The sequence below is a fragment of the Rickettsia senegalensis genome, assembly GCF_056135685.1.
Window position 1 is genome coordinate 688,660 of sequence record NZ_JBVYTQ010000001.1, and the last position, 12,339, is coordinate 700,998.

A 12,339-nucleotide genomic window follows, 5' to 3' on the forward strand; every position below is an offset into this window, starting at 1 on the left:
AAAAAAATGTTAATTTAACATTTTTACTAGATTACTTCGTCAATTGCTATGCAATTTCCTCGCAATGACGGATAAACAAGTCCACGCAACAATCCCTTCCCACGTAGGCGGGAATGAGATAAACAAGCCTATACGACAACACCTACGATCTTAATAAATTATATAAACACTTCTCCCCTGGCGGGGTAGCTCAGCTGGTTAGAGCGACGGAATCATAATCCGTGTGTCGGGGGTTCAAATCCCTCCCTCGCTACCATTTATTATCCCTTTTACTATATAACGTTATTAATAATTTAAAGCCAATAGCAAGTTACGGCATTGCCTAGAAAAAGTTTATATCGTCATTGCGAGCGACTAAAGGTCTTGTTGCACGGCTCAAAAAATGCCCTCAGTGTCATTCCCGCATAGGCGGGAATCCAGCATAAAGCGAGCTTTTAATTTCAAAAACTTGCTGTATTTATACTTTTTTCTGGATTCCCGCCTACTCGGAAATGACATAAGCGAGCCATGCAACAAGGCTGCGACTAAAAGGAGCGTGGCAATCTAGGCTCTGTGAAGATCTCTAAAAAGATTTGATTTGCACTAAAAAATATCTCAAAATAACAAATCAATTAAAAACCTTTGCAAAGCCTAGCATTTTATGAAATTGATTTTAACAAGTTTAATTTTTATATTTATGAGCTCTCTTCCAATATATGCTAAATCCTTGCCTAAAGGGTTCGTGTATCTGAGAGATATCGACTTTACAATTATTCAAAATATGCGTTATTATTCATATGAAAATTTTGTTGGTAAAAAGGTAGATGGTTATAAAGCACCAGAAGCAATTTTAACCATAGAAGCTGCTAAGGCTCTTAAAGCAGTACAAGCTGAGATAAAAAAAGATGGTTATTCACTTATTATATATGACGCATATAGACCGCAAAAAGCTGTACAACATTTTTTAAGATGGAGCAAAGATAATATTGATCAAAAAAAATAAGGAAAGCTTTTACCCATATATAGATAAGTCTAAATGTTTTACACTAGGTTATATAGCTGAAAAATCCAGGCATAGTAGGGGTAGTACTGTAGATTTATCAATAATAAAGCTTCAGAAGGAAGTTAATAATAATTCAAAAGTCATTAAAAGAAAATTGAAAGATGAACGTGTTATATCCCATTTAGATGATAATACGGTAGATATGTATACTTCTTTTGATTTATTTGATGAAGCTTCACGTCATGACAGTAAATTAATTGATAAACAATATTGAGAAAACGTAATTATTTACGTTCTAAGATGCAAAAACATAATTTCAAAGCATGTCAGATTGCGCGGTGGCATTATACACTTGAAGATGAGCCTTATAAAGATCAATATTTTAACTTTGATATAGAATAGACTTCCTGCATAAGTCACTTCTAAAGGTAATTTGTACGTCGATCCGGTACTCGAATCCTCACGTACGCCTGTGTGCGCTGCGGTTCGAGGTGAAGTGTCTCTTTCAAATTCCTCTTTATAAGATGATTTATGCAGGTAGTCTAATAAAAAACTATGACAGTATTAAGCAAAAAAATGTATTGCGTGTGAGGGTGGTATTCCGCCGCTTGAGAAAAAAGAAATTGATAAGTTATTAGTTCAATTACAAAGTAAGTGGTAAGTGAATGAATTAGAGCATCTTTATAAAAAATATAAATTTCCTAATTTTGTATAGGCTATGGAGTTTGCCAATAAAATAGCAGAAATTGCAGAGCAGGAAGTGCATCATTCGGGTTTAACCATATCTTGGGGAGCATGTAGCGTGGAAATATGGACTCATAAAATCGACGGTCTTACTGAAAGTGACTTTATATTGGCTGCAAAGATAGAAAGTATTAATTCTTAAGTGAAAAGAATAATAGCAAAATCACGCAAGTATCAACAGCTAAACGATGATTTCTTATTAAATTAATTGAATTATAACAATATTCTTAATAATATTTAATAATAAGACATGTTTATAATAAACATAAGGTAACGTTATGCCAAATTATCATATTAAATTTTTACCAAATATAGTTAATTTAATCGGTTATTTTTGTAGACTTGTTTTATTACCAAATTTAATATCAGCTGATTCTAGTGAAAATAGTTATGACCAAAGCCTTGATAGAAATAAGGTATATTCTGTACATTTAAAACCTTTTTCTAATAGTTCTACATATTTTTTAGATGAGCATCCTGATCATACCTTTGTACATATTGCTGATAAAAATATATTTTATGTGGATTGGTTAGAGAACTAAAATTTGCGTTTGAAGATATAAATTCATAGTTTTTAATGCCGGAAGCTCAAATTGATATGGTTAATTGGGAAGCTGAAACAACAACAAATCACTGTCTAAGTAATTTTATTATAAACTTATTTCATATAAGAGAAGTAAAAGATTTTATTGCTAATATAACTATATCTAACCTAGCAAATGTATTTACTGCACATATAATCGGTGATAATAATTATAACTTAATAAAGAATGATAGTACATATTATATGATTGAATCTAGTTGCGATAAAGATATTAGTTTATTGTCTAGAGGAACAAATGAATATGCTGTATTTACTTTAGGCAATGATACGGATACTTCATTATTTAGTGCTATAAATGAATTAATTGAAGGTGATAGAGAGGTAAATAGCGCTGCTACAGGTACTATATTTGTCTGTATTACAACAGCAGTAACATTAAGTATATTAGGCGTAAGATACCTGGCTAATAAAATTAAGGTACATATAATTCTGATTACCATGATGGTAGTGATCAACATAATATATGTTTAGGTCAAATAGAGGATCAAGAGGCTCTAAATAATTAAGTATACTCGTTTAATTTGAAAAATTGGCTATGTTATCCTTTGCTGATAATCCTCACATACTAGTATGATGCTGCGTTATCAGCTTCAAGATGCCTTGCTCTTTACCAAATTAAACTTCGTCTACCAACTCTTCATTTATGAGATATATATAAAAAATTTTTACTGAATTAATGATTCAAATTCTTTTACGACGGCTTGATAAAGTTTCCGTTTGAAAGGAATTATAATAGATAATAGTTCGTCAAGTGATGCCCAACGCCATTGGTCAAATTCCGGATTAGAGGTATTTATATTAATATCTTCGTTATTTCCGGTAAATCTAATTAAAAACCAGCGTTGTTTTTGTCCACGAAAATTACCGTTCCACAATTTAGGTATTAAAAAGCTCGGTACATCATAACTATACCAGCATTTGCTTTCGGCAATAATATATCCTTTATCGCTTCCTATTTCTTCTAACATCTCACGCATTGCTGCAATACTTGGGGTTTCGCCGGGAACTATCCCACCTTGCGGCATTTGCCATGCAGATATTTTTGTATCTCTTCTTTTACCGACGAATATATGGTTATCGGCATTTAATATCATCATGCCGACTCCTGGTCTATATGGTAAATCAAGATGTTTTTTGGAAGAATTTCTCATTATTTTTTACTTTAAAAAATCAATTATAATTTTACTACTTTATTTTTACCCGTTGTTTTAGCTTCGTACATAGCTTTGTCAGCACGTTCAATGAAAGATTCTATTGATTCTTCTTTTTTATATTCCGTAACTCCGATTGAAATAGTTTTTTTTAAAGGTTTAATTTGATCTTCAATGTGAAAATCCATATATTCTATTTTAGCTCTAACTCTCTCCGCAGTTTCGATTGCTTTAGAAATGTCTATATCCGTTAAAAGTATAGTAAATTCCTCACCGCCGAATCTTGCTATTAAGTCTGTTACTCTAAGAGTATTCTTCAAAATACGGGATACAATCGTTAAAACCTTATCGCCTGCTTGATGACCGTAAGTATCGTTTACGTGTTTAAAATTGTCGATATCGCACATAAGTAAATATAATTTAATACTTTCTTTATTAGCTTTCTCAATCATTTGTTTGAGGTGTATACCGAAATAGCGACGATTAAATAAGCCGGTTAAGCCGTCTTTAGCTGCTAAATTAACACTTTGTTCAAGGTCATTACGTAGATTATCTTGATATTGCTTACGCCTTAATTGTGTTCTAATTCTAGCAAGTAATTCACTTTCCTCTATAGGATAAACGAAATAATCATTAATACCGAGTTCAATACCTTTCACAACTAAAGGCATCCCGTCTTCATCAATTTGTAAAATTATTACCACGCCGCTTATTTCTGCTTTACCTCTTAAAATAACACCGATTCTCAAAGGATCTTCATTTTCGAGCGTACTACTAATAATTACTAAATCGGGTGTATATTCATTTATAATATCTAATTCATCGGAATTACTTATTACCTTTACGTTTTGGGTGATCTTAAGTAACATTTGTTTTATATTTTTAGCTTGTACCACATCATCATTAATTAGTAATATTTTTTTATCTGCAAAAGTGTCATGCATTACGATATTTGTTACGCCTAATAATGCATTAGTACTATTACGAAGCTTTAACTCATCAATTAAACTTTTCATTCTAGATAGCGATTTAAGTCTTACAAATAGAGCAGTATCGTTAATCGGCTTTGTTAAAAACTCATCAGCTCCTGCCTCAAGACCTTTAACTCGATCATCAATATCAGAAAGTGCAGTTACCATTACGACCGGTATATGAGTAGTTTCCGGATCGGTTTTTATCGTTTTACATACCTCAAATCCATCCATTTCCGGCATCATAACATCAAGTAGTATAATATCAATTTTGCCTTTTTTAAGAATTGCTAGTGCTTCTTTGCCGCTATTTGCAGTAAGAACCGTATAATACTCTTTTAAAAGTTTGACTGTTAGTAACTTAATATTGGTTTCTATATCATCTACTACTAATATTGTGGTCATAAGATTAAATTCTTGTTTTTAAAGGAAATAATTTGTATATTTATACTTTAATTTTAAGTCTTAAATGTATAATATATGAAAATTTCAGCAAATTCAATTAGAACAGGTAACATATTAGTTTATAATAATGATTTATGGGTTGTAAGCAAAACACCGGAACATACTCAACCAGGGAAAGGTGGAGCTTATGTACAAGTTGAGATGAAAAATTTAAAAACAGGTACAAAGCGTAACGATAGATTCAGCTCTTCCGATTATTTAGAAAAAGCCGAACTTGAACAAAAAGACTATCAATTTTTATATTTTGAAGGTGATGATTTAGTATTGATGGATACCAAACATTTTGAACAAATAAATGTTTCCAGGGAAATTTTAGAAGAAAAATTACCTTTCTTAACTGAAAATATGATTGTTAAAGTCGAATTTTATAATGAGAAGCCTTTAAATATTGAGCTCCCTCCAACTGTTATACTTGAAATTAATGAAACTGATCCGGTAATAAAAGGAGCAACCGCTACCGCTTCTTATAAACCGGCAATTTTAGAAAACGGTATTAAAGTTAAGGTCCCGCAATATTTAGAAGTAGGAGAAAAAATTGTTGTGAAAACTGATGATATGACATATGTCGAAAGGGCAAAGTAAGTTTAATGTCATTCCTGCGAAAGCAGGAATCCAAAAAAAAGTATAAATATAACAAGTTTTTAAAACTAAAAGCTCGCTTTATAATGGATTCCTGCTTTCGCAGGAATGCCATCGAGTAGATTTTTCGATCCATGCAACAACGTCGATTTATCCACGGCATGACGCTGTAATAAATTAACTATTAAAATAAAATGCAACCTATAACTAATTTATTAATTAATGCCCTGCGTAAAGCAGTTAAGTTTTTGCATAGAGATTTTTTAGAACTCGAAATGCTGCAAAAAGATTCTGTAAGAAACGAAGAATTTTGTAAGCGATCCTATTTAAGATTAAAAACTTTATTATGTGAAGAATTACAAAAACATACGCAATATTTATTTTTTCCAGAGGATCAATTCGATTTAAATAATAATTATGAGAGTGTCTTTTTAATTAATCCTATAGATAGCCCAAATAATTTCGCCAGAAGCATACCTTTTTTTGCGATATCCGTAACTTATTTAAAAAGGAATCAAGAAGTTTTAACTCCTACTTCTACAGTAATATATTTTCCTGCTCTTACTGAAATTTATTATGCTGAAAAAGGTAAAGGAGCTTGGATAGAAAAAAATAATTTAAACTCTAATTATCAAGGATTAAGACTTAGAGTTTCCGATAATGCTGATTTAAAAAACTGTTTAGCAATTATTGAAGATGTAAATCATAATGATTTGGAAGAGATAGAAGTGGATAATATTAGGTCTTTTGGCTCTCCTTGCTACGGGGCTACGCTTGTAGCATCAGGTAAAGCGGATTTAATATGTTTATCATTATTAAATTTTACATTATATTATGCATTTGAGCTTCTTATTAAGGAAGCAGGCGGGATAATTATAGATTTTAACGATAAATTTATATATTCAAATCGTTATACTACTAAGAAACTTAAAAAATATTAGAGGTTATATGTATCAGTTATTTTAGTTGATAATTAAAGAGATTTTATAGCAAAAATTAATAAGATTTTAAAAGAAATAGTAGTTCCTATTTCAAGAAAATCTTATAATTTGTAGCAAAAAAGCATTTAATTAGCTTTAAAGTAACTGATACAGTAACCTCTTGCACAGAAATTATTTTAGATTTGCATTTTTATTGTTAGAATATAATAATATTAATATAATTATTAATTCATAAAGTTATGGCGCATTATAAAGAGTTTGAATTTGACTGCGATTTTGGTGGACAAAGAGCCAAGTTTAAGTTTTATATAGGCACGCCTCAAGAAGGGCATCATCCGCTACAATTTCAAGCAAAATGGTTATCTGACGAAAGAGGCGGTACTATTCCTGATGAGGTTATGAAAGCAATATCACAACTAAATGATCTTGCCAAAAAAAACGGTGTTCCACTTCCGGATTTATGCGTATATGCTCTTGGTTCTGCTCAAGAAGCCCAGACTACCCCTCAAGAAGAAGATGAGAGTGAGCATCAAGAGGATAAAGCAGAGCAGGTATAGTTAAAAATAATAAGGAGATTCATAGAGATTAAAATGAAACAATATAATGATTTATTTAAAATTATTCACCGCGAAGGATATATATTTATTGCTAGCTTTGTATTAGTAAGTTTTTTATTAGCATCATTTAATGAAAAACTTGGCTGTATTGGATTTATCGCTACTGCTTGGTGTATTTATTTTTTTCGTAATCCTGATCGCTTTGTGCCTATAAGTGATGATCTGGTAATAAGTCCTGCAGACGGGATAATTCAAGAAATTAAGGAAGCATTGCCGCCCCCGGAATTAGGTCTTGGTGATGTGGAAATGATTAGAGTTAGTATTTTTCTAAATATTTTTAATGTCCATGTTAATAGAATCCCGGCAAACGGAAAAATTTTAGCACTTCATTATAATCCCGGAAAGTTTTTTAATGCTTCACTTGATAAAGCTAGTATTTATAATGAGCGTCAATCAGTATTAATGGAAACTGAACAAGGGCAGAAAATTGTTTTTGTTCAAATAGCCGGACTTATAGCAAGGCGTATAGTTTGTGATTTAGAAGAGGGTAATGAAGTTAAAACGGGCGAGCGATACGGTATAATTCGTTTCGGTAGCAGAGTAGATGTTTATCTACCGTTAACAACAGCTTTATTAGTGAGTAAAGGGCAGACTGCTATAGGTGGTGAAACTATCATTGCTGATTTTGGACGTAAAAAGACGGCAGAATTTAAGTTTGAGAGAAGGTAGTTAAATATCATACCGTGGGCTTGACCAGCGTTGTTGTGTGGATCGATTCCACCATCTTGTCATTCCGCGAGCTTGTAGCGGGATCCAGTAAAAATACTAGTATTTTTTATTGTGTTTATGGATACCGTGGTCAAGCCACGGTATGACACTTGGGAGTATAAAAATTGTTAAAAATTCGTAAATCTATAATAACTAAGCCTGTACCTCTGATAAAATTAATTCCCAACTTTATTACGTTGCTTGGTTTAGTAACCGGTATGAGTTCTATAAAATTTGCTTTGGATAGCAGATGGGAGCTTGCGGTATATTGCATTATAGTAGCGGCAATTATTGACGGTATCGACGGTAGAATAGCAAGGATGCTAAATGCAGCTAGCCCATTTGGTGCAGAGCTTGATTCATTATGCGATTTTGCTAATTTCGGTATAGCTCCTGCTTATTTAATATATTTATGGTCTTTTCAGCAATATGAATATAAGGTATTTTCATCAGCAGTAATGCTATTATTTATAGTGTGTATGGCGCTACGTTTAGCTCGCTTTAACGTTGGTATTTATCAACCGAAACAAGATAAAAAAACTGAATATTTTTTTACCGGTGTACCTGCCCCATGCGGTGCTTTACTTGCTTTAACGCCTGTAATGATAGATTTTGAAATCGGTACGTTATTAAATATTAATACCCGTACTCACACTATAACAATTAATATATATTTAGCTATTATAGCTTTTCTACTTGCTAGTAGGCTTCCTACAATCTCAACAAAAAATTTGAGTATTAAACCTGAATATTTATCGCTTGCAATGATTTTAGTTGCTATTGTTATTATAAATCTTATCATATATCCATGGTATTCACTGCCGTTAATTGCAGTTATATATATTCTTTCTATACCAATTTGTTATTTTTTTAAACATAGAGGGTATTGGTAAAGTTAATTATGCCGAGTGTATTACAACAAGCTATCGACAAATATAAACATCATCCATTTACTAAATATGTAATTATTATAGCCTTAATAATATTTATTTATTTGGGATATAGAATTTATGTTTGGGCAAATACACAATCCACGGATAATGCTTACATAGATGCAGATATTTCAAATGTTAGTGCTGAAGTTAGCGGTGTTTTAACAAAGTTATTTGTTACCGATAATACTAAAGTTAATAAAGGCGATCTGATAGGAGAAATTGACGATAGAGATTATAAGGCAAAGCTTGCAGCACTTGAAGCATCTATTGAAGCTTGCATAAAAAATATAGAAATTATAGAGCAAAAAATCTCAATAGGGCAGATTAGCCTAGAGCAGGCGGCTGAAAAATTAAAGCTTACTAAAATAAGCTTTGATATTGTTTTAACAGATTTTACTAGAGTGCAGGAATTAAATAAGGTAAAATTTGCTAGCTCTAAAACGTTAGATGATTCTAAAAACGCATATCAAAAAGCCAAAACGGATTATAAACAAGCGCAGTTAGATTTAGATATATCTAAGCAAAATTTACAACTTCTTGAACTTGAAAAAGCAGCAGAACAGGAAAAACTTAAAGAGCTAACGGAAAACAAAAAAGTAACGTTAAGGAGCTTACAAAATACTAAACTTATTGCTATGGTACCCGGTATATTCGGTAATAGTAGTTTAGAAGTCGGAAATTATATAGTACCGGGTAGGACGTTGTTTTCTATAGTTCAAGATAATACTATGTATATTCAGGCCAATTTTAAAGAAACGCAAATTAAGAAATTTAAGTCCGGTATGAAAGTCAAAATTGAATTTGATGCTTTGCCTAAAAAGATAATTTACGGGAAGATTCGTAATATCGCTCCTGCTACCGGTTCTAAATTCAGTTTAATCCCACCCGATAATGCTACAGGTAATTTTACTAAAATCGTACAACGTGTCCCTGTTTTAATAGATTTTGAGACCCCAAATGCTAATCTAGTCCCCGGCATGTCAGCAATAGTATCAATCAGAACTGATCAAAGTGTGTAATTTTTGTTAAAAATAGCAATAATTATTCTATTATAAGTTGCATATTTACTTATTACTTAAAAAGCTATATAATATAAGTAATACTAAAAGTAATAGTTAATATGCAAAGATATTTAGATCCAACGAATGATAGTTTGTTTAAAAAAATCTTTCGAGACTTAGAGAGATTAAAAGAATTCATTAACGCAGTTCTTGTACTTCAGGAGGGTTTTAGAATCAAAGAAATAGAGTTTATACCTATAGAGCAAGCACCTATTATTGATAAAGGAAAAAAAGCATATTTGATTTAAAGGTTAAAGATGAAGCCGGCAGCTGGTATATAATCGAGATGCAAAAAAGAAATGAAAGCGATTATTTAAAAAGAGTGTAGAAGTCAAGATTTAATCTTACAGACATTATAAAAATTATATCTGAATGTCTGATAAGTTATGACTGTCAGATGAGTATTCAAGATATAAGATTTCGTTATTCTTTTCAACAGCTAACTTTTTACTATCCATAAAAGTCTGCATAGGTGTTTTTCCATAGCAATATTTACCGGAATGCGGTCTTTCATTATTATAATATTCTAGCCAAATATCAAGATCTAGTTGTAGATCATCAAGATCAGTATAGATCTTTTTACGCATAGCAGTATCAAAGAATTCTTGTTTCATAGTTTTATTAAAACGTTCACACATACCATTTGTTTGAGGAGAATATGCTTTAGTAGTAGTATGCTCAATACCCTCAATGCTTAAGAACAATTCAAAAGCATGATGTTCTATATTACCTTTATACTCACCACCTCTATCAGTTAAAATACGAAGTACTGGTATTTGCTGACTCTCATACCATGGTAACACTCTATCATTAAGCATGTCAGCAGCGGTAAGTGCTGTTTTATCAGTATATAGTTTAGCCTCTGCAACCCGAGTGTAACTATCAATAAACACTTGAGAATATACCTTGCCTATGCCTTTAAAATTACCTACATAATATGTGTCTTGGCATCCTAGATAACCTGGATGCTGTGTATCAATCTCACCATGAGCTTCTTTCTCGCTACGCCGTTTCTCTAATACTTGTAACTGAGCTTCGGTAAGAACAATACCATCCTGAGCCATTTTGGCTTCTAATGCTTTAAGTCTTTTATTGATATTATTTAAATCATTACGTAGCCAAATAGATCTAACTCCTCCAGGTGATACAAGAATACCAGTCTTTTTAAGCTCATTTGATACTCGCAGCTGACCATAAGCGGGGTATTCTATTGCCATATCTAATACTGCTCTCTCTACGGCAGGATCAACTCTATTCGCTATAATTGGCTTCTTCCGACTAATCTCATATAATGCTTCTTCTCCTCCTGTTTCATATAACTCTTTAAACCTATAATAACTGTCTCTACTGTAACCCATAGCTTTACATGCTGACGATATACTACCAAGACTCCTAGCTAATTCTAGTAATCCTATTTTTGGCTTTATTATTTTTTGATTTAGATTCATCTCTAATCCTCCATTTAATATTATCTTAATTTTACTAAATGTAAGATTAAATCTCAACTATTACATATTATTCGGCTCATTCATACGTACAGCAACTGACACAAGGAATAAGGCATAAAGATTTATTACAGGTAATAGTTATTTTGCTTATTAAGACCAAAATGTTTGACAACGAAGTACCTTGTATAAGTCTTCATAAAATGCTTGAAACTAAAACAAATAAGCAATATTTATTTGATTTTTCCTATGTATTTATAGAGCTTAAAAAGTTTGATAAAGATAAGTTTGATAATACTATAGATGAATGGCTACATTTATTTAAGTGTGCAGAAAACAAAACTAGCCCACCTGCAAATATAAAGAGCGAGAAAGTATCAGATGCGTATAATGTAATTGAAATGCACAACCTCACCCCCGAAGAATACGACGCCTATATAAGAGCAAAATTAATGGAAGATGCCGAGAAAATAGCTTTATCTGAAAATTTTGAAAAAGGTAAAGCAGAGGGTAAAGCAGAATTAATACAAATGATGCTAAAACAAGGTAAAACTGTTCAGCAAATAATAGAGTTCACAGGATTATCTAAAGAAGAAATAAAACAGCTAAAAGCAGAAATAGGAAATTCTAAAGTTAGTTGATTAATTATTTACCGCTTAACTCTGTTAATTCTTTTTTAGTTTTATTACTAAAGTTTGTAATTTTTCAAATTCTTCGCGAGTGGCATACTTACCTTTAATTATTTTATCCTCAATTATGCTACAGCTTTTATCCACTATACTATTTAAGGCTTTTTGTGTGACAACGCTAGCTCCAACGGCTACTTTTAAAATATTATTTGTTTTCATATTACCTCTATAGATAAAGCATGTAAGCCGCTATTAAATTCATCGGCAAGTAAGTTATTAATAGTGCGATGACTTACAATGAGGCTTTTTCCCTGTAATGTTTCTGCAGCAATTCTTATTTTTATATGGCCGTGAATTCCGTCATAATGACTAGCATGTTTATAGCTTTCATCTATTATTTCTTGAAAATGTGGTTTTAACACACTTAATTTTTCTTGTATCCTTTCTATACGGTTCATATTTTTATTTCATTTACAGTAAAAATGTCCTAATATCCTTAAGTATATA

Annotated in this window: 15 protein-coding genes, 1 tRNA gene and 5 pseudogenes; 15 read left to right on the forward strand and 6 right to left on the reverse strand. The window is 31.7% G+C overall.

The window, feature by feature from the left end; all coding sequences use genetic code 11:
• Positions 1-179 precede the first annotated feature (179 nt).
• From AC0ODJ_RS03670 to AC0ODJ_RS03680, 3 genes and pseudogenes are all read left to right on the forward strand, one after another.
• Positions 180-256: transfer RNA gene (locus tag AC0ODJ_RS03670), tRNA-Met, on the forward strand.
• Positions 257-640: 384 nt separating this feature from the next.
• A complete protein-coding gene (locus AC0ODJ_RS03675; RefSeq protein ID WP_218460910.1) occupies positions 641-982 on the forward strand; it encodes a M15 family metallopeptidase in 342 nt (113 codons plus the stop codon).
• 202 nt (positions 983-1,184) lie between these two features.
• Positions 1,185-1,333, forward strand: a pseudogene (locus AC0ODJ_RS03680) (M15 family metallopeptidase); the annotation flags it as partial.
• Between the two features lie 60 nt (positions 1,334-1,393).
• Here AC0ODJ_RS03680 and AC0ODJ_RS03685 read toward each other — a convergent pair.
• Positions 1,394-1,519, reverse strand: a pseudogene (locus AC0ODJ_RS03685) (palindromic element RPE1 domain-containing protein); the annotation flags it as partial.
• An 18-nt stretch (positions 1,520-1,537) separates the two neighbouring features.
• Between AC0ODJ_RS03685 and AC0ODJ_RS03690 the strand changes: the two are divergent.
• The 3 genes and pseudogenes from AC0ODJ_RS03690 (at position 1,538) to AC0ODJ_RS03700 (ending at position 2,801) form a co-directional block, all read left to right on the forward strand.
• Positions 1,538-1,868: pseudogene (locus tag AC0ODJ_RS03690) on the forward strand (4a-hydroxytetrahydrobiopterin dehydratase).
• A 136-nt stretch (positions 1,869-2,004) separates the two neighbouring features.
• Positions 2,005-2,297: pseudogene (locus AC0ODJ_RS03695) on the forward strand (hypothetical protein).
• Positions 2,298-2,303: 6 nt separating this feature from the next.
• Entirely contained in the window at positions 2,304-2,801 is a 498-nt protein-coding gene (locus AC0ODJ_RS03700; protein WP_256621547.1) for a hypothetical protein, read from the forward strand.
• 194 nt (positions 2,802-2,995) lie between these two features.
• Here the strand turns inward: AC0ODJ_RS03700 and AC0ODJ_RS03705 are convergent, their stop codons facing one another.
• Positions 2,996-3,481 carry an RNA pyrophosphohydrolase gene (locus tag AC0ODJ_RS03705; protein WP_218460911.1) on the reverse strand — a complete coding sequence of 162 codons (486 nt, stop codon included), beginning with the start codon at positions 3,479-3,481 and terminating at the stop codon, positions 2,996-2,998.
• Between the two features lie 23 nt (positions 3,482-3,504).
• Positions 3,505-4,857, reverse strand: coding sequence for a PleD family two-component system response regulator (locus AC0ODJ_RS03710; protein ID WP_218460912.1), 1,353 nt, complete (start codon positions 4,855-4,857; stop codon positions 3,505-3,507).
• A 75-nt stretch (positions 4,858-4,932) separates the two neighbouring features.
• On the opposite strand from AC0ODJ_RS03710, the gene efp reads away from it, so the two are divergent.
• From efp to AC0ODJ_RS03750, 8 genes are all read left to right on the forward strand, one after another.
• Positions 4,933-5,499, forward strand: a complete 567-nt coding sequence (gene efp / locus AC0ODJ_RS03715) for an elongation factor P (RefSeq protein WP_218460913.1) — start codon at positions 4,933-4,935, stop codon at positions 5,497-5,499.
• 191 nt (positions 5,500-5,690) lie between these two features.
• Positions 5,691-6,437 carry an inositol monophosphatase family protein gene (locus tag AC0ODJ_RS03720; protein WP_218460914.1) on the forward strand — a complete coding sequence of 249 codons (747 nt, stop codon included), beginning with the start codon at positions 5,691-5,693 and terminating at the stop codon, positions 6,435-6,437.
• 239 nt (positions 6,438-6,676) lie between these two features.
• Entirely contained in the window at positions 6,677-6,994 is a 318-nt protein-coding gene (locus AC0ODJ_RS03725; RefSeq protein WP_218460915.1) for a DUF2610 domain-containing protein, read from the forward strand.
• A 33-nt stretch (positions 6,995-7,027) separates the two neighbouring features.
• Positions 7,028-7,723 (forward strand): phosphatidylserine decarboxylase, encoded by a 696-nt coding sequence (locus AC0ODJ_RS03730; RefSeq protein WP_218460916.1) that lies wholly within the window; start codon positions 7,028-7,030, stop codon positions 7,721-7,723.
• A gap of 164 nt (positions 7,724-7,887) precedes the next feature.
• The gene (locus AC0ODJ_RS03735; protein ID WP_008580317.1) at positions 7,888-8,655 is read left to right on the forward strand and encodes a CDP-alcohol phosphatidyltransferase family protein; all 768 of its coding nucleotides are present in this window, start codon (positions 7,888-7,890) and stop codon (positions 8,653-8,655) included.
• 8 nt (positions 8,656-8,663) lie between these two features.
• Positions 8,664-9,716 carry an HlyD family secretion protein gene (locus tag AC0ODJ_RS03740; RefSeq protein ID WP_218460917.1) on the forward strand — a complete coding sequence of 351 codons (1,053 nt, stop codon included), beginning with the start codon at positions 8,664-8,666 and terminating at the stop codon, positions 9,714-9,716.
• A 101-nt stretch (positions 9,717-9,817) separates the two neighbouring features.
• Positions 9,818-10,006 (forward strand): hypothetical protein, encoded by a 189-nt coding sequence (locus AC0ODJ_RS03745; protein WP_256621554.1) that lies wholly within the window; start codon positions 9,818-9,820, stop codon positions 10,004-10,006.
• Positions 9,994-10,086, forward strand: coding sequence for a hypothetical protein (locus tag AC0ODJ_RS03750; RefSeq protein WP_266263416.1), 93 nt, complete (start codon positions 9,994-9,996; stop codon positions 10,084-10,086). Before AC0ODJ_RS03745 ends, AC0ODJ_RS03750 begins: the two co-directional genes overlap by 13 nt.
• Positions 10,087-10,120: 34 nt before the next feature.
• Here AC0ODJ_RS03750 and AC0ODJ_RS03755 read toward each other — a convergent pair whose 3' ends face one another.
• A complete protein-coding gene (locus AC0ODJ_RS03755) occupies positions 10,121-11,206 on the reverse strand; it encodes an IS481 family transposase (RefSeq protein WP_127896995.1) in 1,086 nt (361 codons plus the stop codon).
• Between the two features lie 107 nt (positions 11,207-11,313).
• On the opposite strand from AC0ODJ_RS03755, the gene AC0ODJ_RS03760 reads away from it, so the two are divergent.
• Complete coding sequence (locus tag AC0ODJ_RS03760; protein WP_474465709.1) at positions 11,314-11,844, forward strand: PD-(D/E)XK nuclease family transposase; 531 nt, start codon at positions 11,314-11,316, stop codon at positions 11,842-11,844.
• A 4-nt stretch (positions 11,845-11,848) separates the two neighbouring features.
• On the opposite strand, the pseudogene AC0ODJ_RS03765 reads toward AC0ODJ_RS03760, so the two are convergent.
• Both AC0ODJ_RS03765 and AC0ODJ_RS03770 read right to left on the reverse strand, forming a co-directional pair.
• Positions 11,849-12,051 (reverse strand): annotated as a pseudogene (locus AC0ODJ_RS03765) (hypothetical protein).
• Complete coding sequence (locus AC0ODJ_RS03770) at positions 12,048-12,290, reverse strand: BolA family protein (protein ID WP_218460642.1); 243 nt, start codon at positions 12,288-12,290, stop codon at positions 12,048-12,050. The pseudogene AC0ODJ_RS03765 and the gene AC0ODJ_RS03770 overlap by 4 nt, the downstream one beginning before the upstream one ends.
• Between the last annotated feature and the right edge of the window lie 49 nt (positions 12,291-12,339).